General features: G+C 51.1%; 21 protein-coding genes. 10 read left to right on the forward strand and 11 right to left on the reverse strand.

Translation table 11 applies throughout. The annotated features are described in order from the left end of the window. Positions 1 to 68: 68 nt before the first annotated feature. Complete coding sequence (gene uidB, locus ACEQFP_RS06290) at positions 69 to 1,433, reverse strand: glucuronide transporter (protein WP_005289988.1); 1,365 nt, start codon at positions 1,431 to 1,433, stop codon at positions 69 to 71. Further along, entirely contained in the window at positions 1,430 to 3,241 is a 1,812-nt protein-coding gene (gene uidA, locus ACEQFP_RS06295; protein WP_370547194.1) for a beta-glucuronidase, read from the reverse strand. The genes uidB and uidA overlap by 4 nt, the downstream gene beginning before the upstream one ends. 342 nt (positions 3,242 to 3,583) lie before the next feature. Between uidA and ACEQFP_RS06300 the strand changes: the two genes are divergently transcribed. Then, positions 3,584 to 5,398 (forward strand): cation:proton antiporter, encoded by a 1,815-nt coding sequence (locus tag ACEQFP_RS06300; protein ID WP_370547193.1) that lies wholly within the window; start codon positions 3,584 to 3,586, stop codon positions 5,396 to 5,398. Positions 5,399 to 5,473: 75 nt separating this feature from the next. On the opposite strand, the gene ACEQFP_RS06305 is transcribed toward ACEQFP_RS06300, so the two are convergent. Then, entirely contained in the window at positions 5,474 to 6,508 is a 1,035-nt protein-coding gene (locus ACEQFP_RS06305; RefSeq protein WP_116605390.1) for a LacI family DNA-binding transcriptional regulator, read from the reverse strand. Positions 6,509 to 6,740: 232 nt separating this feature from the next. Here ACEQFP_RS06305 and ACEQFP_RS06310 point away from each other — a divergent pair, with 232 nt between their 5' ends. From ACEQFP_RS06310 to ACEQFP_RS06320, 3 genes are read left to right on the forward strand one after another with little or no spacing between them, the layout of a single operon-like run. Continuing rightward, positions 6,741 to 7,184, forward strand: coding sequence for a PTS sugar transporter subunit IIA (locus ACEQFP_RS06310; RefSeq protein WP_035597866.1), 444 nt, complete (start codon positions 6,741 to 6,743; stop codon positions 7,182 to 7,184). Between the two features lie 26 nt (positions 7,185 to 7,210). Further along, on the forward strand, positions 7,211 to 7,498 hold the full coding sequence (locus tag ACEQFP_RS06315; protein ID WP_005289977.1) for a PTS sugar transporter subunit IIB: 288 nt from the start codon (positions 7,211 to 7,213) through the stop codon (positions 7,496 to 7,498). 10 nt (positions 7,499 to 7,508) lie between these two features. Beyond that, positions 7,509 to 8,765: a PTS ascorbate transporter subunit IIC gene (locus tag ACEQFP_RS06320; RefSeq protein WP_005289975.1), complete on the forward strand. Its 1,257-nt coding sequence runs from the start codon at positions 7,509 to 7,511 to the stop codon at positions 8,763 to 8,765. A gap of 436 nt (positions 8,766 to 9,201) precedes the next feature. Here ACEQFP_RS06320 and ACEQFP_RS06325 read toward each other — a convergent pair. The 6 genes from ACEQFP_RS06325 to celB all read right to left on the reverse strand — a co-directional run bounded on the left by ACEQFP_RS06325 (position 9,202) and on the right by celB (position 14,288). Continuing rightward, a protein-coding gene (locus ACEQFP_RS06325) for an IS3 family transposase (protein ID WP_370547192.1) occupies positions 9,202 to 10,367 on the reverse strand; the annotation gives its coding sequence in 2 pieces (ribosomal slippage) (positions 9,202 to 10,112 and positions 10,112 to 10,367; 1,167 coding nt in all). A 189-nt stretch (positions 10,368 to 10,556) separates the two neighbouring features. After that, a complete protein-coding gene (locus ACEQFP_RS06330; RefSeq protein ID WP_370547191.1) occupies positions 10,557 to 11,270 on the reverse strand; it encodes a haloacid dehalogenase type II in 714 nt (237 codons plus the stop codon). 119 nt (positions 11,271 to 11,389) lie between these two features. Beyond that, positions 11,390 to 11,731, reverse strand: coding sequence for a PTS lactose/cellobiose transporter subunit IIA (locus tag ACEQFP_RS06335; protein ID WP_370547190.1), 342 nt, complete (start codon positions 11,729 to 11,731; stop codon positions 11,390 to 11,392). A gap of 2 nt (positions 11,732 to 11,733) precedes the next feature. Beyond that, complete coding sequence (locus ACEQFP_RS06340) at positions 11,734 to 12,042, reverse strand: PTS sugar transporter subunit IIB (protein WP_005296233.1); 309 nt, start codon at positions 12,040 to 12,042, stop codon at positions 11,734 to 11,736. Positions 12,043 to 12,115: 73 nt separating this feature from the next. Continuing rightward, on the reverse strand, positions 12,116 to 13,015 hold the full coding sequence (locus ACEQFP_RS06345; RefSeq protein ID WP_068872168.1) for a PEP phosphonomutase: 900 nt from the start codon (positions 13,013 to 13,015) through the stop codon (positions 12,116 to 12,118). Then, the gene (celB, locus tag ACEQFP_RS06350) at positions 13,008 to 14,288 is read right to left on the reverse strand and encodes a PTS cellobiose transporter subunit IIC (RefSeq protein ID WP_396464035.1); all 1,281 of its coding nucleotides are present in this window, start codon (positions 14,286 to 14,288) and stop codon (positions 13,008 to 13,010) included. Before celB ends, ACEQFP_RS06345 begins: the two co-directional genes overlap by 8 nt. Before the next feature lie 125 nt (positions 14,289 to 14,413). On the opposite strand from celB, the gene ACEQFP_RS06355 reads away from it, so the two are divergent. The 6 genes from ACEQFP_RS06355 (at position 14,414) to ACEQFP_RS06380 (ending at position 21,525) form a co-directional block, all read left to right on the forward strand. Further along, on the forward strand, positions 14,414 to 14,683 hold the full coding sequence (locus ACEQFP_RS06355) for a helix-turn-helix domain-containing protein (protein ID WP_098142850.1): 270 nt from the start codon (positions 14,414 to 14,416) through the stop codon (positions 14,681 to 14,683). Positions 14,684 to 15,802: 1,119 nt separating this feature from the next. Next, positions 15,803 to 16,888 (forward strand): DNA sulfur modification protein DndB, encoded by a 1,086-nt coding sequence (dndB, locus tag ACEQFP_RS06360; RefSeq protein ID WP_370547188.1) that lies wholly within the window; start codon positions 15,803 to 15,805, stop codon positions 16,886 to 16,888. After that, positions 16,885 to 18,519 (forward strand): DNA phosphorothioation system sulfurtransferase DndC, encoded by a 1,635-nt coding sequence (dndC, locus tag ACEQFP_RS06365; RefSeq protein WP_109728486.1) that lies wholly within the window; start codon positions 16,885 to 16,887, stop codon positions 18,517 to 18,519. The genes dndB and dndC overlap by 4 nt, the downstream gene beginning before the upstream one ends. Further along, positions 18,509 to 20,509 (forward strand): DNA sulfur modification protein DndD, encoded by a 2,001-nt coding sequence (gene dndD / locus ACEQFP_RS06370; RefSeq protein WP_370547187.1) that lies wholly within the window; start codon positions 18,509 to 18,511, stop codon positions 20,507 to 20,509. The genes dndC and dndD overlap by 11 nt, the downstream gene beginning before the upstream one ends. Beyond that, positions 20,509 to 20,862: a DNA sulfur modification protein DndE gene (gene dndE, locus ACEQFP_RS06375; RefSeq protein WP_223035440.1), complete on the forward strand. Its 354-nt coding sequence runs from the start codon at positions 20,509 to 20,511 to the stop codon at positions 20,860 to 20,862. Before dndD ends, dndE begins: the two co-directional genes overlap by 1 nt. Before the next feature lie 42 nt (positions 20,863 to 20,904). Then, entirely contained in the window at positions 20,905 to 21,525 is a 621-nt protein-coding gene (locus ACEQFP_RS06380) for a hypothetical protein (protein WP_223035441.1), read from the forward strand. A 126-nt stretch (positions 21,526 to 21,651) separates the two neighbouring features. On the opposite strand, the gene ACEQFP_RS06385 is transcribed toward ACEQFP_RS06380, so the two are convergent. Together ACEQFP_RS06385 and ACEQFP_RS06390 are read right to left on the reverse strand one after the other, a co-directional pair. Further along, positions 21,652 to 22,632: an O-methyltransferase gene (locus ACEQFP_RS06385; RefSeq protein ID WP_223035442.1), complete on the reverse strand. Its 981-nt coding sequence runs from the start codon at positions 22,630 to 22,632 to the stop codon at positions 21,652 to 21,654. Beyond that, on the reverse strand, positions 22,625 to 23,908 hold the full coding sequence (locus ACEQFP_RS06390) for an ATP-binding protein (RefSeq protein ID WP_370547186.1): 1,284 nt from the start codon (positions 23,906 to 23,908) through the stop codon (positions 22,625 to 22,627). The genes ACEQFP_RS06385 and ACEQFP_RS06390 overlap by 8 nt, the downstream gene beginning before the upstream one ends. Positions 23,909 to 23,930: the final 22 nt, after the last annotated feature.

Genomic DNA, 23,930 nt, shown 5'->3' on the forward strand with positions numbered 1-23,930 from the left:
CGGCAGACTATTTTTCAGAAAATAGCCTGCCGATACGACATACCGCGACAGCATTCCATTATTTATTTTTACGGTGTAATCACACCTCCCTCAGAATGTATTTTCCGTTGTTTAATCTCACCGATAATTTCCGCAAAGCGCGCATCGGTCAGCGGGTAGAAAAACATAATCAGAAATCCGGCTAATACTAAAATGGCCGGAATCAGTGTCATACACAGCTTAATACTGAGCAGGGCGCTGGGGCTCTGGGTAGCGCTATTCGCGACATAACCGCTGTACCCCAGAATAAAGGCAGGAATTGAGCCACCGATGGCCTGCCCACATTTACGGGTAAAGGAGAATAGTGAATAGGTGAGCCCCTCAATACGTACACCGGTACACCATTCGCCATATTCGACGGTATCCGCTTCCAGCGCCCACATCACCGTCATCGAGGTGTACAGTCCCAGTGTGGTCACCACAAGGGAAATAAGCACTCCCGGCAGCGAGGCCATAAAGAACATGAGAAGGTACCCCAACGCGGCCAACAACAGCCCGGCCAGAAAGGTATTCCGCTTACCCAACCGACGAACCAGGAACGGCACCGAGGGTGCCGCCAGCAACATTCCCAACAGCGTCTGAATGGCCACAAACAGCGCCAAAAGCGACACATCATTTAAGATATAACGGGCATAAAAGATGGTGCTCGCGCTGACCGAGAAAGAGGCCCCCAGGGTACACAGCGCACAGACGCATAACATAAACAGCGGTCGGTTCCGACGTAGTGTCCCCAGACTTTCCCTAAACGATGGCTGGGCTACCTGGCGCTGGACAACCTCGCGGGTGCAGGCGAAGCAGAACAGATACAGCGCGATCCCGACCACCGCCAGTACCAGCGTCAGCTGGGTATACAGGGTCTGTAACTCAGCCGGCGTCGAGGAGCTGAGACGCGGTGAAATCACAAAACTTATCAGCACAAAGGTCAGTCCGGCGCCGATAGAGCGCGCCATCCCCAGCTTGGCCCGGGACGCCGGATCCTGCGTCATCACCGTCGCCAGCGAACCATAGGGAATATTGACGAAGCTGTAGCAAATATTCAGGGCAATATAGGTCGCGTAGGCATAGAGCACCTTACCGCCGTGCGACCAGTCGGTGGGCACGGAAAACACCAGTATGCTGCACAGCATCAACGGCAGGGCACCGAACACCAGGTAGGGGCGGAATTTGCCCCAGCGGGTATTAGTCTTATCCACCACCCGCCCGGCGATCACATCGATAAAGGCATCCAGTATCCGCACCGACAGCAGCATGGCCCCCGCCGCTGCCGCACCGACGCCGGCCACGTCGGTGTAATAGCTCAGCAGAAACAGCGCCCCCATGGCAAAGGCAAAGTTATTGGCCATGTCGCCACAGCCATAGCCAATCACCGCCCTCCAGCTCAGTGACTGACTCATTGCGCTCCCCCCTTGTCACCCGCGGGTTTCACCCCGTATTGCACCGCCGTCCAGCGCGCCTTGAGGGTAAAAGCCGCCGCCTTGGGCTTTCTGTCGCGGGTAAACACCCCTTTCTTGTTGCCGCCGGCGCGCAGGATCCCCTGCGCCGTGGCGAAATCGGCGAAGTTCCACACCTGTTCCCCCACCACGTAGGGCAGACGATCAAATACACGGTGATAGGTGGTTAAAAACTGTGCCTGAAACTCCTCGCTCCACATCTCCGGATATACGCTGTGCAGCCCGGCCAGGGTGTCGGCCCCGTATTCCGTAATGATGATCGGCTTGTGGTGCCGCGCATGCCATACCGACAGCTCCTGCTCCAGCTCACGCCCGGCGGTAGCCAGATCGCCGCTGTTGACATACCAGCCGAAATAACGGTTCAGACACAGCACGTCAAACAGATCGCTGATGGTGTCCTTGTCCGGCGGGCAGAGCATAATGTTGACGCAGCACAGCGGACGGGAGGGATCCAGCTCTCGGGCCGCCTGTACCAAGGGAGCAAAGTAGTCGCGCGCCGCCGCCTCGCGGACATCAGGTTCGTTCGCCAGGCTCCACATCACTACGCTGGGGTGGTTTTTATCGCGGGCGATAAGCTCGCGGATTGCCTGCAGGTGGGCCCGCTGGGTCTGAGAACCGATGCGCTCCTCACAAAACAGTTTCTCCTCCCGAGAGGAGAGATCCAGCGTGAAGCCGTTCAGGGCCATCATTCCCACCGCCGGCGTCTCATCGATCACCACGATCCCGTGCTCATCGGCCCAGTCCAGCATCTCCTCGGCATAGGGGTAGTGGGAGGTGCGATACGAGTTGGCGCCGATCCAGCGCATCAGGGCGTGATCGTGCACCATCAGCACAGGATCCAGCCCTCTGCCGCGCAGATCCGCATCCTCATGACGGCCAAAACCGGTAAAGTAGAACGGCTTGCCATTGATCAGGAAGGCGCTCTCCGTGACCTCCACGGTGCGGATCCCCACCCGCAGGGTGTATTCATCGATACCCTCCCCGGCGCATACCTGCAGGGTATACAGATAGCCCTCCCCCGGCTGCCATAGACGTGGGTTGGCGACCGTCAGCGTCCCCTCGCCCCCCTCGCTCTCGGCCACACAGTTCTGCTGGCCATCCAGCAGGCGGCACTGCACGCTGGCATCGCCAGCATCGACCGCATAGTGCACCAGCCCCTGCGCCCCATCGGCGCTGATTTCGGTCGTCACGCGGACATCGCGGACATAATCCTGCGGCGTAGAATAGAGCCACACCGGACGATGGATCCCCGCATAGTTAAAGAAATCATAGCTATACTGCAGGCGGCGCTCACCGTTGACCTCGGTGACCCGCCCCGGCGGGATGGTGTGCCAGGAGAGTTCGTTATTGACGCAGACGGTGACGCGCACCTGCTCACGCCCGGCCAGCAGAGCGCTGATGTCCGCCTCAAACGGGGTATATCCCCCCTGATGCACCATCACCAGGGTTTCATCCACCCACACCGTCGCCCCATGGGTTACCGCGTCAAAGCGCAGCACCACCCGCTGCCCGGCCCAGCCGCGCGGCACGCGCACCTCGGTCTGATACCACACATCCCCCACGTGGTTGCGGATGGCCTCATCGGCAAACTGATCGTTAAAACTGGCGGGTACCGCAATGGCTCTAGCACCCGGCAAAGGCCCACACCACCACTGTTCACGGTGACCACAACGCTGTACATCCGGCACAAACTGCCACAGCCCGCTCAGGTTCTTACGCTCACGGGAACGGCTTTCAATCGGCTTTAACATGGCAACACTCCAGTGTGTAGAGAAAAAAACAGGGATCATCTCTACACCCGTCGGAGACGGTAAAAGTTACCTTAAAGATCGAAGAAATTTTCTACCGAACAGCCCCCGGGCCGAGGGACAACGCGGGTAAAGCACGATATCGCCGGGCTTAGGGTACGCAGCCTCGCCGATCGGCGCGATACAGATTCAGATAATTCCAACCCATTGATTATCAATATTAATCAAATTCAGAAATACAATGAGCGATTCGCATTTATATAAATAATGACTAAAGATAGACCCGCTAGAATAGAGAGAGAAGCCTGTCTCCATTAACCGCACTGTCTACAGGAAGGGATCGTTATGGCGTTATCTGCCCCGCTGATGTTGGTGCTGATTGGATTAAGCGCCCTGCTGGCGCAATGGGCCGCCTGGTCACTGCGCCTACCGGCCATACTGCTGCTGCTCTTGTTTGGGATTGCTCTCGGCCCGGTCACTCACCTGGTACAGCCCGACCGGCTCTTTGGCGAGCTGCTGTTTCCCCTCGTCTCCCTGTCGGTGGCGATTATCCTGTTCGAAGGCGCGCTGACGCTGCGGCGGGAGGAGATACGCGGCCTAGGCGGCGTCGTGCGTAACCTAGTCAGCATCGGTATGCTGGCCACCTTTGTCGTCATCGGCCTCGCCTGCTGGTGGCTACTGCGGCTGCCGCCGGAGCTAGCGGCGCTGATCGGCGCGGTAACCGTAGTCACCGGCCCCACGGTGATCGCCCCCCTGATGCGTGTGGTGCGCCCGAACGCCCGCGTCAACCAGGTGCTGCGCTGGGAGGGGATCATCATCGATCCCATCGGCGCCATCTTCACGCTGCTGGTCTTCGAATTCATCGTCCTGCAACAAAGCGCCCGGTCTTACGGCCATCTTTTCTGGACGCTGGGCAGCACCGTCCTGTCCGGCCTGCTCGTCGGGCTGGCGTGCGGCTATCTTATCGGCATCAGCCTGCGCCGCGCCTGGGTGCCAAGCTATCTGCAAAACCTGGCGGTCCTCGCCTCGGTGCTGGCCGCCTTCGGCCTGTCGAACGCCATCGCCGACGAGTCGGGGCTACTGGCCGTCACGGTGATCGGCATCCTGCTGGCCAACATGCGCGATGTCGATACCAGCGATATCCTCGCCTTTAAGGAGGAGCTCTCCGTCATCCTGATCTCCGCCCTCTTCATTATCCTGGCGGCACGCCTCGATATCGCGGCACTCTGGCAGATGGGCTGGCCGCTCATCGGGGTGCTGTGCGCCGTGCAGTTCATCGCCCGGCCGCTGTGCATCGCCGTCTCTACCTGGCGCTCCTCGCTGCGGTGGCGCGAGCGGCTATTGCTCAGCTGGATCGCGCCGCGCGGCATCGTCGCCGCGGCCGTCAGCGCCCTCTTTGCCCTGACGCTACAACGCAGCGGCTACCCGGATGCCGGACGGCTGGTGACGGTGGTTTTCGCCATCATCATCGGCACCGTCATCCTGCAGAGCCTGACCAGCCGCTTCGTGGCCCGCCTGCTACGCGTCCAGCAGCGTAAGCCGCGCGGCGTACTGATCATCGGGGCCAACAGCGTAGCCCGCCTGCTGGCCCAGGCGCTGATCAAGCTGGAGATCCCCGTCATCGTCAGCGACAGCAGCTGGGAGTATTACCGCCAGGCGCGCATGGAGGGGATCCCCGCCTATTACGGCCACGCCTACTCCGAGCACGCGGAAAACTACCTCAATCTCGGCGAGACGGCGCAGGTATTCGCCCTGTCGCCCAACCGCCACCAGAACGCCTTGGCCATCTACCACTTCGGCCATATCCTCGGCGATGAGAACGTCTTCGCGATCCGCTCCGGCTCGCCGCTGAAGGGACGCGGCGATCGTGCGGAGAGCGCGCGTTTCCGCCGCCACGAGAGCCTTTTCAATCACGAGGCCAGCTACGGGAAACTGAGTAGCCTGATAGCCAGAGGCGCCATCATCAAGGTCACTCGCTTGAATAAGAACTTCGGCTGGCCAGAGTACCTGGCGATGCACCAGGGCGTCATTCCGCTGTTTACCCTGTCAGAGAGCGGAAAGCTCCAGCCCGTGCGTGCCGATAGCGCGCCAGCGGCCCCCTGCACCCTGATCGCACTGCTACAGCGTGATGGCGAGGCAGACCCCGCCCACCTCGCCTGATGTCGTATGGGAAGCGCGGCCGGGGCTATCTCTGCCGAGCTGGGATTTAATGGGTAGACCGCCGTCGCAGCGCGCCTAGGCGCTCTGTCGGGCGACAAACTTATAGGGGAAGATCACCGTCTGCGGCGCGCCGGGACGCTCGCCATCCGGGGCGGCCAGCCATTGCTGTAGGCGTTTCGCCGCCTCATGCGCCATCTTGTCGTAATCGATGCGTAGCGAGGTTAACGAGGGGTGGATCTGGTCGCAGTTGGCGGAGCCTTCGACGCAGGCCAGCGCCAACATGCCGGGCAGCTTAATCAGCCGCCGTTGGCATTCAAACAGCACCCCCAGCGCGATCGCCTCGTGGCTGCATACCACCGCCTCCAGCTCCGGCTGGCGGGTCAACATGTCGCTGATAGCCTGGCGGCCAAACTCCATCGTCGCCACATAGGGCGTGGTAATGCTCTGTTCGGCGCTGTAGTTATGGTGCAGCATCGCCCGGCTCCAGCCGCTCAGCTGTTGCCCTTGCATCTTGCGCCCCATCTGGGCGCCGATATAGCCGATGCGCTGGTGCCCCTGCCGCAGCAGGTACTCGGTGAGGAAGTAGGCCGCATCGCCGATATTGCTCTGCAGGTTCAGGGCGAAGGGGTATGCGTCCTCGCCGGCGGCGCAGATCACCGGTAACGCGCTGTTGGCGAGCAGCTCGACGGCCTGCTCCGCATTCAGCGCACCGAACACCACCAGGGCCGCCGGGCTACTCTGCAGCAGCGTAGAAAGCACCTCGGCCTCCCTCTTCGCCTGGTAATCGTGACAGCCGATGACCACCTGATAGCCGTTGTCGTTCAATGCCGCCTGCAATGATTGCAGGAACACCGAGCTGGCGTAATCACGCAGCGAGGGGACGACCACCGCCACCGTCCGGCTCTGCCCCGATGCCAGGATCCCCGCCGCCGAGTTTGGAATATAGCCTAACTCGGCGATCGCCTGATCGATCTTGGCGCGCAGCTTAGCGGAGACCAGTTCGGGGGTGCGTAACGCGCGCGATACCGTCATCGAGCCGACACCGGCTCGTTGTGCGACCTCTTGTAGGGTGACGCGCCCGGTGCCTTTTCTCTTGCGTGTTTTTTCCATGAAGTAGGGTGTATTCACATTGATCACTGACCGTCTTACGGTAGCACAGCTTGCCGCCGATGATCAGCGCAGCGACGCGCTTTGAGCGCCGGCGGATTAATTTCGCAGCAAAATGATAGCGCTATCACGAAATCACTTCCTCGAACTAGATAGCGCTACCATTGCTCTCTACTATGCCTTTCACAAGAGAATCATTTTAAAAAAACAGCCGACATGACCAGGAGCCGATTGAATGTTGACGAAACTGCTTACCCCCAACGTCATTCAGGTTATCGAGCAGGTAACGGACTGGCGTGAGGCGATTCAAACCGCCTGTGCCCCACTGATAGCAAATAATGCGATTACCCCTGGCTATGTCGATGCCATTATTCAGTCGCATAACAAAATCGGCCCCTATTATGTGCTGGGCCCAGGCATGGCCATGCCGCATGCACGCCCGGAAGATGGCGTGAATCAATTGGCATTAGGCCTGACCGTGATTAAACACGGCGTCGAATTCGGCTCCGCCGGTAACGATCCGATTAAATTACTGATCGTATTGGCCGCCACCGATAGTAATAGCCACATCGGCATCATCGCCAAACTCGCCGAGCTGTTCGATAACCAAGACGATATCGATAGGCTGCAACAGGCAGAAAGCGTCGATGAGATCCTGCAAGTCATCGCGCGTTATTAATTACGAATTACACCGAGGGAATAATTATGAATATCACAGTGGTATGCGGTAACGGTTTAGGCACCAGTCTGATGATGGAAATGAGCATCAAGACCATCCTAAAAGATCTGCAGGTCAACGCCGAGGTTAACCATGTCGATTTAGGCTCCGCCAAAGGCACCGCCAGCGATATTTTCGTCGGTACCGCCGATATCGCCGAGCAGTTGGTCGCCCAGCAGGTCGGCGGCGAGATCGTCGCGCTGGATAACATGATCGATAAAGTGGCGATGAAAGAACGTCTGAGCGTCGCCCTGCGTAAACTCGGCGCATTGTAGTGGAGGCACTATGTCATTCTTCCGTTTTCTGATGCAGGATGTGCTATCCGAACCGGCGATATTAGTCGGCCTGATCGCACTCATCGGCTTAATCGCCCAGAAAAAACCGGTTACCGAATGCATTAAAGGCACCATCAAGACCATCATGGGTTTTGTCATTCTGGGTGCCGGCGCCGGTCTGGTGGTCAGCTCGCTGGGTGACTTCTCCGCCATCTTCCAACATGCCTTCGGCATTAATGGCGTGGTGCCGAATAACGAGGCCATCGTCTCCATCGCCCAGAAGAGTTTCGGGCGTGAGATGGCGATGATCATGTTCTTCGCCATGCTGATCAACATCGTTATCGCCCGCCTGACGCCGTGGAAGTTTATCTTCCTCACCGGTCATCACACGCTGTTTATGTCGATGATGGTGGCGGTGATCCTGGCGACCGCCGGGATGCAGGGCACGATGCTGGTGCTGGTCGGTTCGCTGATCGTCGGCTTCTGTATGGTGTTCTTCCCGGCCATCGCCCATCCCTACATGAAAAAGATCACCGGCTCAGACGACGTGGCCATCGGCCATTTCTCGACGGTATCCTATGTACTGGCCGGCTTTATCGGTAGCAAGTTCGGTAACAAAGAGCACTCTACCGAAGACATGAATGTGCCGAAGAGCCTGCTGTTCCTGCGTGATACGCCGGTGGCGATCTCGTTCACCATGTTCATCATCTTTATCATCACCTGCCTGTTCGCCGGCAGTGACTATGTGCGTGAGGTGAGCGGCGGCAAGAACTGGTTTATGTTTTCGCTGATGCAATCCATCACCTTCGCCGCCGGGGTGTACATCATCCTACAAGGTGTGCGGATGGTGATCGCCGAGATCGTCCCGGCCTTTAAGGGGATCTCCGACAAGCTGGTGCCCAACGCCAAGCCGGCGCTGGACTGCCCGGTGGTGTTCCCCTACGCCCCCAACGCGGTACTGGTTGGCTTCTTGAGCAGCTTTGCCGCCGGGGTCATCGGCATGTTCGTGCTGTACGCGCTGAACATGACGGTGATCATCCCGGGCGTGGTACCGCACTTCTTCGTCGGTGCGGCAGCGGGTGTGTTCGGCAACGCCACCGGTGGGCGGCGCGGCGCCATCCTGGGCGCCTTCGCCCAGGGGCTGCTGATCACCTTCCTGCCGGTGTTCCTGCTGCCGGTACTCGGCCAGATCGGCATCGCCAACACCACCTTCAGCGACGCCGACTTTGGCGTGGTGGGCATCCTGCTGGGCATCATCGTGCGCTGATAGCGCGACCGCCCTACCTCACAGACGCCCCGTCACCTCGCGTGATGGGGCGTTTTTTATGGTGCCAGCCTGCCCTCGCGCCCCTCACTCACGCCGACGTGACAACGTGGGCCATCAACGCATCCGCTGATGGCGGAAAACAGCGCGCACATCGCCCACGATCCCTCTATATGGGAAAACAGTACGGCAGCACTCCCGCATGGTGGAACCGTCCGGAGAACGTTGTAACGGCAAAAAATGACCCTATTTTATGGCTGAACGACAGCGAAACCACGGAGAAACTGACCGATGATACCCCGGACACACCGCCAACTCGTCAGCGTTGAAGTGACGTGGCCTGCACAAACGCTGCCTCTTCCCCTGCAACAGGTGGTGGAAGCGCTGACGCAGGGAGAAACGCCCGATCAAATTATCACCCGGATGAATTTTGTAGTGGTCAACTAATTTTGGCCACACGACCTGACTGTTCGTGGAACAGTCGCTCTGATTCATTTGGGGTTAAGCCGCCGTTATACCAGTGAGGCCTGAGAGCACTGTAGTACCCCGTGATATACCGGACTATGGATGACCGTGCTTCACCGAAGCTTTCGTAGCCCGTTGTCGGTACCCATTCACTCTTCAGACTTCGGAAGAACCGCTCCATCGGACTGTTATCCCAGCAGTTTCCCCGCCGACTCATGCTCTGTGTGATCCGGTAGCGCCACAACATCTGCCGGTATTTACTGCTGCTATAATGGCTCCCTTGATCACTGTGGAACATCACGTCTGATGGCCGTCCTCGTAACTCCCATGCCATCTGAAGTGCTTTTATGGTGAGGTCTGAGTCTGGTGAATACGATAGCGACCAGCCCACCGGTTTGCGGGCGAACAGATCCAGCACTACGGCCAGATAAGCCCATCGTTTGCCCGTCCAGATGTAGGTCACATCGCCACACCAGGCCTGATCTGGCTCTGTGGCGGTAAACTGCCGGGCAAGAAGATTCGGGATTTCAACATGCTCATTGCCCCCTCGTTTGTATTTATGCCCCGGTATCTGGCAACTGGTGATACCCAGTTCCTTCATCAGCCGCCCGGCCAGCCATCGGCCGAGTTTTACACCCTTCGTAGTGACCATCGTGGCGATGCTTCTGGCACCGGCGGAGCCCCCACTGGCGTTCCAGACTTCACTGACCAGACTACGTTTAACGGCACGGTCAGCATCAGGCTCAGTGCTGCTTTTACGTGTATAACGGTAGCTGCTTCGGTGAACACCGAACAGTCGGCACAATGAGGCTACCGGGTAGTGCGCCCTCAGACTGTCTATTACCGAGAACTGTTGAGAGAGTCCGACATCAAGAGCGCTGTAGCCTTTTTTAGGATTTCGTTTTCCATTTCAAGGCGCTGTATACGTTTTCTCATTTCCCTGAGCTCAGCCAGTTCTGGAGTTAAAGGTAACCCCGGTGGCATTTTCCCCTGGCGCTCCATACGTAACGATTTTACCCAACGGTTGATGGCAGAAAGACTGACGTTCATCGCCTTAGCCGCTTCGCTGAGGGTGTAGTGCTGGTCGAGGACCAGCTTTGCCGCTTCAAGTTTAAATTCAGCAGTAAATACTTTGCTCATTAGTTCACCTGTAAAATTTTGAGGTGAGCATAGCACCTCAACGCAGGTGGCCAAATTCAGTGTGCCACTACAGTCCCGGGCGGCTCGGTTGGATCGCATTACCTCCCGGCATACGGATTGGCTGTTGCCTCGGCGCATGGCAGCTGGCGATAGCGCTGGAGTGGCCGGGTGAGGCATCTTTTATTGTGCCTATCTGGCCCCCGCACCGCCCTCTGACGTTGGTGTGGCAACGTGGCTAATTAGCTGATCCGCTAACTGCGCCAAATCATGGGCGACAAACTGTGGCTGCGGGCCGACGCCGAGCGGTGCATTACCGGCCCGCAGCAGCATCGCCCCCTGCCAGCCCGCGCTACGGGCGCCCAGAATGTCCCAATGATGGCAGGCCACCAGACACAACGCGCTCCCCGCCAAGCCGAGTCGCTGCTCGACGGCGCGATACACCGCGGGCGCGGGCTTAAAGGCGGCGGCGAGTTCATCGACGCTGAAACACGCCGTAAAGTGGTGGGCGATCGCGGCCGCATCGAGCTGCGCGTGCAACACTTCCGCGCTGTTGTTGGTCAGCGTATACAGGGAGAATCCCGCGGCCTTCAGCCGCGCCAATGCCTGCGGCACCTCCGGCCAGACGGGCAAGGTGGCGATGGCACGCTGCAAATCATGCGACGCCCCCGCCGGAAGCGTCTTACCGTGCGTCGCGGCGACCATCTTTAACACCTCGCCGCCTAAGACGCCAAAGGGCAGCGAGTGGTGATTCAAGGTTAGGGATTGTGCATACAGCACCAACTGAGCGAACCACTCACGCAGCACGTGGGGCGAGCCGAATAGACGGTTAAACAGTGGCGCGAGATGATCGAGATCCAACAGCGTCTCGTTGACATCGAAGATCAGGGCAGGCTTATGATCCATCGTTTCCTCCGCTAGATAGCAACGGCCCTCAAGCTAACCCGCCCCAGCGTCTGAGCGCCATCGTTTTGCCGACAGTCACGCCCCAATCGCACTTTAGCGGTTAATCCGCGGGGGCGGCCTTAACCCGATGGCGGTGACGGATGCGGTGGTATCACCGGCTGGCGGGTGTAGAGCTCCAGCAGATGCGCCGCTAAATCCTGTAACATCATGGCATCCATCAGATGATCCTGTGCATGCACGGTGATCAGGTTAACGGGGAGTTGACCGCTGCCCTCATCCCGCGCGATCAGTTCGGTCTGCATCGCATGTGCGCATTGAATATACCGCTGGGCCTCCGCCAACGCGTGCTCGGCTTCATGCCTATTCCCCTCACGCGCGCGCTGGAGCGCCGCCAGCAACAGACTGCGCGCCGTACCGGCGTTAACCAACAGCTCCATAATTATGCTTTCAGCCTTATCCATGCTTATTTCTCCAGCAGCGTTAACGCCATCGTGAGTACGGCATCCCCATCCATCAAGCCATAATCTCGCATGTCGATGACCGCTACGCGTTTACCTTGCGGCTGCGCGATGGCCTGTACATGCGCTTGCTGGTAACGCACCTGAGGGCCAAGCAAAATAATATCGGCATCGGCCATATTTTCCGCAAAGGCGGCAATCGGCACGGCGCGAATCGCAATATCAACCCCGCGCTTTGCCACCGCCTGTTTCATTTTTTGCACCAGTAGGCTGGTCGACATCCCAGACGCACAACACAGTAGAATGTTTTTCACGGAGATCCTCCGTATGCTTAACGGCAACACGCACTTCGCCAGGCGAGTTAAACCGTCATGGTTTATGCTTACCCTAGCGATTCACGGAAGCGGCAATCATATGGATCGTATGCCGATCGCCACGCAACACCCGCGATGCCTCTAAGATATTGAGGTAAGGCGCCATCCCGCAATAACCCGCATCACCGATATGCTGTATATCAACACCGGCTATTTTATTCATTAGGACAATATCTCTAATGGTGGAAACATCGGCGCTCTCTTGGCTCGTACCAATAGCAGAGAGACTCAACGCCCCGCGTTGCCTGATCACCTTAACGGCTTCCGCGATCATCGCCATGGAGATACCGGGTACGGTACCCACGGCAGGCAACAGAATGATATCCGCCCCCTGATCGATAAAGGCATTAATCACCGCCAGATTGACCACCTCCTCATCGACACCGGCTCCGTGCATTTTCCCGGCAATAATTAAACCGTGATAACATTCCTTCGCCACAGCAATAGACTCGATGATGGCATGATTACTCACCCCGGCACCCGGATTGCCCGTCAAACAGATAAAATCAAACCCCATCTCGTTAGCCTTGCATAAGGTCTCACGCGTCGCCTGCCGACCAGAGGAGATGATGACTCTCTCCTCGGCCATCTTGGCCGCCGTATCGACGGGTTCGAGGTTAACACCGATAGGCCGCCCCACCAGATGCTTCAGCTGTGCAATCGGGGCACGCTCACTCGAAGTTAACCCGGCAATCTCGGGATTAAAGAGATCGAGTTTATTTAAGAGAATTAAATCAGCACCGAATGCTCTGGCCACTTCACTATTGGTGATATCATGACCGACGGGGAAACGTGTGGCGATATTCTCGGAAAGCAATGTACGCCCCTCACTGGCACGGATAGCCGACTTCAACTCCGTAGGAGACATCTGCAAGAAATCGCTAGCAAAACAGTTTAATAGCCGCTTATTCATAATCTGCTTCCTTCTCACTTTCACTCTGATATTGTTGTCTATCTACAAAAATAAAAAATGGATAATAGATTACGGTTGATAGAATAATCCCGACCAACTGAATCACGGCACCGCTCATGTGCCCCCCTGTAGCGAAATAACCACTCACCAAGGGAGGCATGGTCCATGGCATCGTCACCCCGATGGGTTTCTCGACCCAGCCATATAACATGCTGAGATACGTCACCACCGCAATTACCACGGGAGATAATAGAAAGGGGATCGCCATTTTCAGATTAAGCACAATCGGCAAACCAAAGATAAGCGGCTCGTTGATGTTAAAGATCCCCGGCAGCATGGCGAGGGAACCTAATGTTCTACTCTGCCGACTGCGCGAGAAGAATAGGAGGCATATCACCAGGCCTATCGTCGCTCCCCCGCCGCCCATCCAGACAAAATTATCCATAAACGGCTGAGTAATGATGTTGGGCAACTCCAGCCCATTCGCCAGCGCGATCCGGTTTTGATCGGTATTGATCAGCCAGATAGGCGCCATCACGGCATTGATCGTGCCGCCAGGATGAATGCCAATTAACCAAAAGAGTGAGTTGAGTACGATGGCAATCAAGGTTCCCACCAGGGTTCCCCCCAGAAAACTCAAGGGAGCATGCAGCACGGTGGCCAATACCTCATGAATATTCCCTAGGTTCGCCTTAACCAGCACAAACTGCACCCCACCCGCCAGTAAGATCATCACCGCCCCTGGGATCAACGAGATAAACGAGCGATTGACCGCCGGTGGAACCCCCTCTGGCATTCGGATAACGATGTTTCGTTGTATAAAAAAATGGAAGACTCTGGCTGTCACCATGCTGATCACTATCGCCGCAAATATCCCCTTACTTCCCATATAGTTCAGGGGATAACTTGCCGCCCCGCCACTCTCCATCAACGTAGATAAATAGGGGGTGAGGATCAAATAACAGGAGAGCGAGATCACACCGGAGGCGACACCATCCTCCTGCCATGAGGCGGTGAGATGATACGCGATGCCAAAAGAGGCAATCAGACCGATGATACCAAAAGAGCCATCGACGATTTTATCCAACCAGGGGGATACCCCCTGCTCCTTTAATAACGCGATCCAACTGTCTACCGGGAAGTTGCCAATAATGAGAAACAGCGAGCCAATGATAATCAACGGCATACACAGTACAATGCCATCCCGCAATGCGCGCAAATAGCGGTTAGCGCTTAACCGCCCCGCCTCACGTTCGATCGTCTCAATAATCATATGAGTTTATCCTTCCATGAAATCACATATGCTTTTCTTTTATTATTTGATTAATATCGTTACTCGCTAATGACACATAGCCGTCTACAGAATCGAGAATATCCCACTTTGGGATAATTATGTAAATGAACGATATTCGATTTTGGGATAGAGATCGGATATTGACTATGTCATCAATTTATTCATATGAATATCAATCAATTATAAAAACGCTGAAAGCTAGAAGGATCGAGCTGAAGATCACCCAAGCCCAGCTCGCGCAAGAGCTGGGAAAACCACAATCATTTGTATCAAAGATAGAGAGTGGCGAACGCCGACTGGATATCATTGAATTTGTCCATATCGCCCGCCAGTTATCGCTGGATCTTAATGCAGTTTTAGAGAAGATCCGCTGAGGGAAAGTTAATGAACTTTTTTAAATAAATCAGATTTTGGATAAACAGCCCCGCAGAGGATTGCTGCTGCCAGGCAATACGCTCACTTTCCGGTATTCCTGCCTGCGTCGTTATCAGCCAAGCTTGGCTGATATAATACATTACATGGAATAGTTGATAGTATATATACGTATTTTATTATGAGTTATTTAGTACGAATAGTGACCTTCCGGGAACAGAGTAAAATATTAGTGTCCGCCACCGTCATCTCCCTGCCCGGAGATTGCGGTAAATGAATCTGCAGCGCCATATAGGTCATATACGGATCCATATGGCTGACGATCATGCGATACCCGGCACAAAGATGACTCCATCGATCGTTGACCCGATGCTTCGGTCCCCCCTGCCAGGCCAAGCGCCACGGGTAACGATGGCAATCATCCGATCACTGCGCTTTCTGCTGGCCGAACCGTCGTCGTACTTTAGCTACAATCAGCTTTGCAGGAGGCCTGCTGTAGCAGCTTACCCGCCGATGCTCTGCCTCTACATAGTGATCGCAACTGTAAACATCACCGCTCTGCTCAACCACCCGCCCGTATCCATAGGTGGGCTGCAGCGGGCACAACGCCGGGCGTTCGCCCCGCCAGACCGCCAGCGTGTGATCAAAGAGCTGACGATTACCCACCCTGCATCACCACCCCGTGCGTCATACTCCACCACCGAAATAAACGGGAGAAATTCCGCCCCACCTCACGCGTCAGAAAATGGTAAATGTCCAGCGAAGCCTGTGAGGCCACGTTTGGGCTGACCCAAAAAACTATAGGGTAGGATCGTCTATTGGGGTGGGGTCCATCCAAACAGGATTTCGAGGTATCCTGAATTACCGATCCACTACAGTGTCGCAGACTCATACCACGTCTGAATCACCCCGTCATCCAGCCAAAAGTGATGGAGCCTCGAACATACAATCTAGTGATAATCACTTAACTCTTGCAATACAAGCAAGTAAATTCGACTTACAAACGGTGCATCAGTACGCAAAATTTCACGTAAAACGTAAAAAGACTGTGAATCAACCAGATAATTACGTAAAATATCACGTAAATGACTTCAATCAATCTTTTGGACGGAATTTTAAGTATGGCTAGTGTTGATGCAGATTACTGCTACTCTTTTCCAGCTATACGTGGCATCCAGGCGGGTCGACCTTTCTACATCGCTACATGCCCGATGCGCATCATACCAAAAATATTCAGCTTTGATGAAAATGATGTCCCTCCTGAGCTACGCGCACAGCGCACGCTGAATAAATCACGCATCCCCGAAATGGTGCGTTATCTTCTTGAAAACCCAAAAGATTACGTGTTTTCTGCGCTTACAGCATCCATCGCTGTTGACGTCCAGTTTGATGAGTTTCCAGGGACAAACAATCTAGGAACGTTATGCGTACCGATGGATGCACAAATTCTGATCAATGACGGTCAGCATCGTCGTAAAGCGATTGAAGATGCTTTAGAGGCACGCCCAGAGTTAGGGCAGGATAATATTCCTGTGCTATTTTTTGTCGATGAAGGGTTAAAACGCAGCCAACAGATGTTTGCCGATCTGAATAAATACGCTATTCGTCCTAGCCCGTCACTGGCATCCCTGTATGATCATCGAGATGCCAGTTCGAATCTGGCGCGTTATCTGGCAATGTCCGTAGAGCCGTTTGTCGGAATGACCGAGCTAGAAAAATCCGGTATCAGTCAACGGTCAAATAAATTATTCACGTTAAGCAGCATCAAACAAGCTACCCGTGCACTGCTAGGAAAAGATCCTAAAGAGGGTAATTTTGAAGAGTGTACCCAGGTAGCAACCCGTTACTGGCAAGCTATTTATCATGTAATGCCGGACTGGCAGTTAGCCGCAAAAAAAGAAGTTTCACCGGTTCAACTGCGGCAAGACTATATTCACGCTCACGGTATTGGTTTGCAGGCGCTCGGGCAACTGGGATATACACTGCTAACCGATTACCCAGAGCAGTGGCAAGATAAAATTGCTGCACTCAAGGCCTTTAACTGGCGCAGAAATAATCCAGATCTGATCAAACGTGCGATGCAGCACGGCAAGCTGAGTAAAACCAATACAGCGATCCAGCTCACCTGCAATGCGCTAAAAAACGCACTCTCAATTCCTCTCACTCCTGAAGAACAGGAGCTTGAAGCTCAAATGGTTGTCTCATGAGTAAATTAGTTCAGGCCTTTGATCTGGCCGAATACGAAGATTTTATTAATCAGGAGCTGTTCGCCGGACGTCCTCTGGCCGAGTATGTAGCCGAAGTACAAAGAATTTATTGTGCGGATAAGCGTCCGTGGGTGATTGGCTACAGTGGTGGTAAAGATTCTTCCGCCGTGATCACGCTGGTGTATCTGGCCTTGCTCGGTCTCCCCCCTGAAATGCGCAGCAAAGATGTGTTTGTGGTGTCATCCGATACACTGGTGGAAACGCCGGTGGTTGTGGATTTGATAAAGAAAACAATGTTGCAGATTGAAGCAGGTGCAAAACGTAATAACCTGCCAATCACTCAGCACGCTGTGACACCTAAAACCAATGAAACGTTCTGGGTGAATCTTCTGGGGAAAGGCTATCCTGCTCCCACCCGCAGTTTCCGCTGGTGTACCGAGCGTATGAAAATCAATCCGGTCAGCAACTTTATTAAAGAAAAGGTCAGTCAGTTTGATGAGGTAATTGTGGTTTTGGGTTCACGCAGCAGTGAAAGCGCTTCCCGTGCACAGGTCATCGCAAAACACAAAATTGACGGCTCACGTCTGGCCCGACACACCACACTGGCAAATGCCTTTATCTATACCCCGATTGATACTTGGGATGTGGAAGATGTCTGGAAACTTCTGCGCGGTGCGTTTCGCTATGCTCAGGATGATATTGATGAATGGGAAACCCCGTGGGGCGGTAATAACCGCCCGCTCTGGACTCTCTATATGGACTCTTCCGCACAAGGTGAATGTCCACTGGTGATCGATGAAAGCACTCCTTCTTGTGGTAACTCTCGCTTTGGCTGCTGGACCTGTACCGTAGTCACCAAAGATAAAGCGATGGAGAGCCTGATCCAGAATGGTGAAGAGTGGATGTCTCCGCTACTGAAATTCCGCGATCTGCTCGCGTTCACCACCGATCCAGCAAATAAAGACACGTTTCGAAACTACAAGCGTCGTACCGGCAAGGTCAGTTATCAGTATGCCAAAGATGGCGAGGAAATTAGTGCCGAGCGTAAGCATGTTCCTGGCCCCTACTGGCTTAAGTATCGCCAGCAGTGGCTGAAAGAGCTGCTGGAGATTGAGCGCGATTTAAATGCCCAGGGCCATACGATTACGTTAATTACCCAGCCGGAGCTGCACGCTATCCGTCAGGAGTGGTTGAAAGATCCTAATGAGCCAGACTGGTATGACACATTACCCGGTATTTACCGTGACGTATATCAGCGGGATCTGGACTGGGTAGTTGATGATCAATCACGCTTTGACGCCAGCGATGCAGATTTGTTGGTGCAGATAGCTCAGGGATTTGATGTTGCACCCGAGATGGTCATGAAGCTGATTGAATTGGAAGTGTCAATGGAAGGACTAAGCCGCCGTCAGGGGATTTTTGACAAGCTCGGTACCATTCTAAAACAGGACTGGGGCAGTCTAGAGGAGATACAGCAGCAACAGGCAACGCTACAAAAACGTAACGACCGGGATATTCATCAGGAAGAAGTCACTAGGCTGGAAGCTGAACTTCAGGTTTTACAGCGTAGAATTGTCGATTCCAGCGAATCCTCTGTTTTTGTTGAGGAGGAAAACGAACGTGCTCATTAAACAACTGGTATTACATAATTTTCGGGTATTTAACGGTACTCACACCATTGATCTGGCGCCGAGAAAGCGTCCGCACGAAGTGAATCCTCGTCCTATTGTGCTGTTTGGTGGTTTAAACGGGGCGGGAAAAACGTCGATTCTGTCGGCGATCCGTCTGGCGTTGTATGGTCGGCTGGCATTTGGCCTTGCAACTCAGCAACAGGAATATATTGAACAGCTTAGCTCGTTAATTCACAACGGCGCGAACTATAGTGAGCAACCTGAAAAGGCAGCTGTTGAATTAACCTTCACCTACAATAAGGGCGGCCATGAAGCGGAATTTACCGTTACACGAACATGGAAAAAGGGAAAGAAAGACCGACTCTCTCTGCAACAGGATGGGCAACCGCTTAGTGAGTTGGATTACGATCAGTGCCAAGGGTTTCTTAATGAATTAATCCCGCACGGCATTGCCGATCTATTCTTTTTTGACGGTGAGAAAATTTCGGAACTGGCAGAAGATGAATCTGGCAATATTCTACGCACTGCCGTACGTCGTTTATTAGGTTTAGATCTAATATCAAAACTACGCAATGACTTAATAATTTTCGTTAAGCGTCAGCAATCCAGTCAGTTAGCAAGTTCTCAACAAGAGCAGATCTCAGAACTTGAAAAACAAAGTAAAGCATTAGGCTGCCAAACTGAAGAGCTGTTGGAAAAAGCCGATTTTACTAAAACTCGGATTGAGTTTTTGTCTAAAGATATTATCCATTATGAAGGTTTACTAAATGCACAGGGCGGCGCATTTGCCCAGACTAAAGCGCAAGAAAAACAGAAAGTTGATACTTTGCTGAAAGATAAGGATCGTCTGGAAAAAGCACTTCGACAAGAGTGTGATGGATCGCTACCTTATGCGCTAGCTCCGAAAACGTTAGCCCAGTTGCTGGGGAAAATTAATGATGAAGCCCAGATTAAGCAAACTCAGAGTTTTGAAAAAGAGTTGGGTCAGTTTTTAACCAAACTTAAAAATGATATTGCATTACGTTCCAGTACCATAAGTAAAATTGCCACCGAAGCGATTACTGACAATTTGAAAGAGTATATGGCAACTAAACCTAAAGGCGATTTGCTCTTTGATATCTCTGAGCGTGAATCGGGTGTCCTCCAGCAATCAATTGAACAAGACAGCAAAAAGGCATGGCAGCGCTTCGATCTATACCGTACTCAGTTAGCTGAGATTGAACAACAACTAGAACAGGCTGCTGCCAATATTGCCCGCGCCCCGGAAGACGAGCAGTTAATGGATCTCTTTGCAGCATTACGCGATCTCGATCATAAGCGTGAAAAACAGCGGCAAAAATACCGCTCTCTTCTGGAAGAGGCTAAACGGACGAAACAGCAGCAACTGGACTGTGTTCGTCAGGTACAGAAAGCACACGACATCATCCGTAGCCAACATGGTTTGAGCAGCGCATTTAAAAATGCACAGGAGACCATTAACCTTCTCGATTATTACAGCGATGTACTAACGCAGGCGCGAGTGAAAAAATTATCTGCTAACTTTGAAATTGCCTACCACAAGCTGGCTCGTAAAGAGGATTTACAGCTTAATGCGCACATAAATCCACAGACATTTGATGTTGAACTGGTGGATGAAAAGGGGTCGGTGATTAATCGTAAGCTGCTTTCTGCGGGTGAAAAGCAGATTTATGCAATTGCTATTCTTGAAGCGCTGGCAAAAACCTCCGGGCGTGATTTCCCGGTGATTATTGATACGCCGTTAGGACGTCTGGATTCTCAGCATCGGGATAAGTTGATTAATCATTATTTCCCGGAGGCCAGCCATCAGGTAGTGCTGCTATCCACCGATACTGAAGTGGACGAGCGCTATTTCGTCGATCGACTGCGTGATGATATTTCTCATGCTTATGAGATAGTGTTTAATGCACATACCAAATCATCTGCACTAAAACCCGGTTATTTCTGGGAACTAACCAAGGAGGCAATCTGATGCTCCCAAATCGAATGATGCTTAGTCGTCAGACTGAAGACCAGCTTAAAAAACTAAAAGGATATACTGGGATAACACCCAATGTCACGGCTAGACTGGCATTCTTCCGCTCTGTGGAGAGTGAGTATCGCTTTTCCCCAGAGCAGGATAATAAAAAACTGGATGGCTCTCTAGTATTAGATAAAATCACGTGGCTAGGTGAGACTCTTCAGGCAACTGAGCTGATTCTAAAAATGCTCTATCCTCAAATGGATCAGAAAATGTTTAATAAAGCTTGGGCTGCACATGTTGAAGATGGCATAGCTTCGCTTAGAAATCATAAGAATCTTATAGGGTTGATTTTTTCTCTTTGAGAATCATTCACCAATCATATCTAATTGTAAACTGAGTAAATTATGACTTTATCTTACGAACAATTGAAAACCCTAGCAGAGATAATCACTGAAAAAAGCCTTATCGATTATATCGTGCCAGCAGGTAATTTGCTAATATCTTTATTTTTAGTTATATTAAGTTGTTATATATTTATCAAGACTCCAAAACAAACAGCGAAAAGTAAAATACACGAAAAGGAGGTGGATTTGTTATACAAAGCATTTGAGAATTTCTGTAACTTCTCTGATGCCGTGGGCCTTTACATCTCCCATAAAAAAATAAAATATAGTAGACTTAGTGATCCATCAAGTAAACCTTTAGAAAAAAACTTCTATAAAACCGAGGCTGTCTCATCAGAAAAAGCCCATCTGTCATTTTCTGAACAAAAAATGGCTTCAAATATTTTGCGATCAATAGGTTCTAATAAAGCCAACAATTTAATTGATAATTATAAAAACGAATTTGTAAAATTAAGGACTTTAGTTATTAATTTTGAGGAAAGCACTGGCCCCCATCAAATTCATGCTTATAAAATCCTTTTAGAGTCAATAGAAAAAATTGATGATGAAGTTGATAGGCTCACAAATTTAATACTGGATGAAATAAATACTTCTAAAAACATTATTATTGGAAAGATATAAGTCTTTTGGATTAAAATAAACCAAGATCATATCAAATAAAATAACTAATCACGCCCCCAAAAAAACAAGTATAACAAGGTTGCGTGATTTAGTTTAACTTCCAAGATTGATATCATTCAACATTTATCATAAGGGGTCTATCTCCATGAAAGATGGATAATACTTATAATTAGCCTGAAAATCATTGACATCTTTTTCTGCAAAAATACGAAAATCCACATCGAAATTTTCCCCTTTTGGCATTTTTTCCATTAAATATCTGACCTCTTTGCTCGTGAGGTTGGGGACATTTATTTCGTAAGAGTCTTCAGTCGAACTATAAAAATATAAACTATTCAACTTACATGAGGAAAATAATTCACTTTCATTTTGCTTAGTTATCATTATACCAAGTGTCGACATAGGGGCACCATCAGAATAGTCAAAAAAGCATATTTGATGAGCAATAAGTTTTTCCGCTATATCCAAATCAATATTCCTATTCGTTAGGATTTTATCAAGTTGAGATAGAATACATTCTCTGAGGAATTTTGAGTATTTTTTCCTATCAGACCACCCTCTTTCATCAAAGCCTACAGGGATAAACTCACTACCAATTGCCGATTCGAATTTTCTACGGTAATGGCCTGAATCTAGGTCTGGATATTCTTTTTTTAAATCATTTAATTTATACGACTCAGAATTATAGCTAAGGAAGATAACCGTACCAGATGGACATTGTTCCGTTACTGTAGCCAAATCACTAAGCATTGTATTATCAAATAGATAGTCATAATCTAACCAGAGAATTAGTTTTCTAGATAAATTTAATGTTGGTAAAACCTCATTAGAGTGGCCAAATTTAACATCTATACATTCAAAAGGCTTATTAAATCTGTATCTTCTTCTATTATTTACATCGCCTTCAATACTAATCATATCATCAATACCAAGATATTTATGCATAATGATAAAGTCGGTAAAGTACTTTGAACCAAAGCCTATATATTGATAATCAGAAAAAATACCAAAGGGAGACAAACGTAATAATACATCCCTTATCATTTTTCTTTCAATATTTTTCGCTGGCCTTATGCGATAATCGATTTTTCTTCCAGTATTAGCCATTTTTACACTCGTAACTCATATAGTAATTGAATGTCTCTTCACCAACTTCTTTATTTGTCGAAACATTTAGCGATAGTTTCGCTTTTTCAATATCAGAAGCTAATACGGTATATTGAATTGTCGCCACTTCTGGCATATCTTTTCTTTCAGCTGCAGGAGGTCTTTCAAAAACATCTGACGCTTCGATAACATTTAATTGAACATGAGTTGCATGCCCAATTGATTCATTTAATGGTTTAGAATCAAGCAATCCATTTTTAAACTGCATATCTTCTTTCGCACGTTCACGCAAAAAAGAAATAATGGGTCTCATTGCTATTTTCATATTATTCAATGCAACTCTATAGATCGAGTTATCTCTATCTACTCCAGTTTTTGTAGTTGTCCAAGGTAATTTACTTGAATCCTCACAATTAAACTCGACGACCCCTCTAAAAAAAGCATAATCAGGATGGTACTTAGGTATACCATCAAGTTGCCAACCAGTTATTCGGTTTTGGTTCGCACTTTCAACTAAACGGCCATTACAGACTATATACCATCCACCAGCCTCCAATTTTCTTTCAGATATCCCTGCTGTTATTTTTACAGAGACATTGTCAATATTAAATTCCTTACTGTAAACACCTAACTCCTCGGAATGTAGTAAAGTTAAGTGATAATTTGATACCTTTCCATCATTAATATATACATTTAGACCTGAGTTTATACTCATGAAATGAGCAGATGATATTTCTTGGCTTAATGAATTGATAAAGGTTTGCAAACTAAGTTGTTCAGAAATATCAGGGTAAATGTCAGATACAATTATCTTCGTTTCGCCATCATTGACCTCAATTGCATCATTAAATTCGATGTTAAATGTCCAATCTTTATCATCTACTTTCCATTTATCAACATCTATATCTATAGAAAATGCTTCACCTTTCTTTTTAGAGTATACCTTGAATTTTTTTCCTAATTTAAACAAGGTACGTTTCATCCCCACGCCAAATTGACCTACCGAATTTGGCGTGGCTGGATTATTTTTTGGACGACCGAATCTGAACGCGTAATTCTGTGCAGAATATATATCCATTCCACCACAGTTATCATGAATAACAAAGTTACCATCTTTATAATATATTTTTATCCAAGCGTTCTCAATGTTATTTTCTCGCGCCGCATCAACGCTATTATCTATCAAGTCCAATAAGGACCTGTCTAACGCGATATCTCTTGTAAGCATATCGATGAAAAATTCTTTTGTTGGACTAGCATCAATTGTTTTAGTCATGAAAACCCTCTTCGATACAAAA

It is taken from the genome of Edwardsiella sp. A.80236, assembly GCF_044540725.1.
Taxonomy (GTDB): domain Bacteria; phylum Pseudomonadota; class Gammaproteobacteria; order Enterobacterales; family Enterobacteriaceae; genus Edwardsiella; species Edwardsiella tarda.

What these genes read in the sequence shown, in the direction of transcription:
- uidB (WP_005289988.1), bottom strand. Translation starts at nt 1,433, where the DNA reads ATGAGTCAGTCACTGAGCTGGAGGGCGGTGATTGGCTATGGCTGTGGC.
- uidA (WP_370547194.1), bottom strand. Translation starts at nt 3,241, where the DNA reads ATGTTAAAGCCGATTGAAAGCCGTTCCCGTGAGCGTAAGAACCTGAGC.
- ACEQFP_RS06300 (WP_370547193.1), top strand. Translation starts at nt 3,584, where the DNA reads ATGGCGTTATCTGCCCCGCTGATGTTGGTGCTGATTGGATTAAGCGCC.
- ACEQFP_RS06305 (WP_116605390.1), bottom strand. Translation starts at nt 6,508, where the DNA reads ATGGAAAAAACACGCAAGAGAAAAGGCACCGGGCGCGTCACCCTACAA.
- ACEQFP_RS06310 (WP_035597866.1), top strand. Translation starts at nt 6,741, where the DNA reads ATGTTGACGAAACTGCTTACCCCCAACGTCATTCAGGTTATCGAGCAG.
- ACEQFP_RS06315 (WP_005289977.1), top strand. Translation starts at nt 7,211, where the DNA reads ATGAATATCACAGTGGTATGCGGTAACGGTTTAGGCACCAGTCTGATG.
- ACEQFP_RS06320 (WP_005289975.1), top strand. Translation starts at nt 7,509, where the DNA reads ATGTCATTCTTCCGTTTTCTGATGCAGGATGTGCTATCCGAACCGGCG.
- ACEQFP_RS06330 (WP_370547191.1), bottom strand. Translation starts at nt 11,270, where the DNA reads ATGGATCATAAGCCTGCCCTGATCTTCGATGTCAACGAGACGCTGTTG.
- ACEQFP_RS06335 (WP_370547190.1), bottom strand. Translation starts at nt 11,731, where the DNA reads ATGGATAAGGCTGAAAGCATAATTATGGAGCTGTTGGTTAACGCCGGT.
- ACEQFP_RS06345 (WP_068872168.1), bottom strand. Translation starts at nt 13,015, where the DNA reads ATGAATAAGCGGCTATTAAACTGTTTTGCTAGCGATTTCTTGCAGATG.
- celB (WP_396464035.1), bottom strand. Translation starts at nt 14,288, where the DNA reads ATGATTATTGAGACGATCGAACGTGAGGCGGGGCGGTTAAGCGCTAAC.
- ACEQFP_RS06355 (WP_098142850.1), top strand. Translation starts at nt 14,414, where the DNA reads ATGAACGATATTCGATTTTGGGATAGAGATCGGATATTGACTATGTCA.
- dndB (WP_370547188.1), top strand. Translation starts at nt 15,803, where the DNA reads ATGGCTAGTGTTGATGCAGATTACTGCTACTCTTTTCCAGCTATACGT.
- dndC (WP_109728486.1), top strand. Translation starts at nt 16,885, where the DNA reads ATGAGTAAATTAGTTCAGGCCTTTGATCTGGCCGAATACGAAGATTTT.
- dndE (WP_223035440.1), top strand. Translation starts at nt 20,509, where the DNA reads ATGCTCCCAAATCGAATGATGCTTAGTCGTCAGACTGAAGACCAGCTT.
- ACEQFP_RS06380 (WP_223035441.1), top strand. Translation starts at nt 20,905, where the DNA reads ATGACTTTATCTTACGAACAATTGAAAACCCTAGCAGAGATAATCACT.
- ACEQFP_RS06385 (WP_223035442.1), bottom strand. Translation starts at nt 22,632, where the DNA reads ATGGCTAATACTGGAAGAAAAATCGATTATCGCATAAGGCCAGCGAAA.
- ACEQFP_RS06390 (WP_370547186.1), bottom strand. Translation starts at nt 23,908, where the DNA reads ATGACTAAAACAATTGATGCTAGTCCAACAAAAGAATTTTTCATCGAT.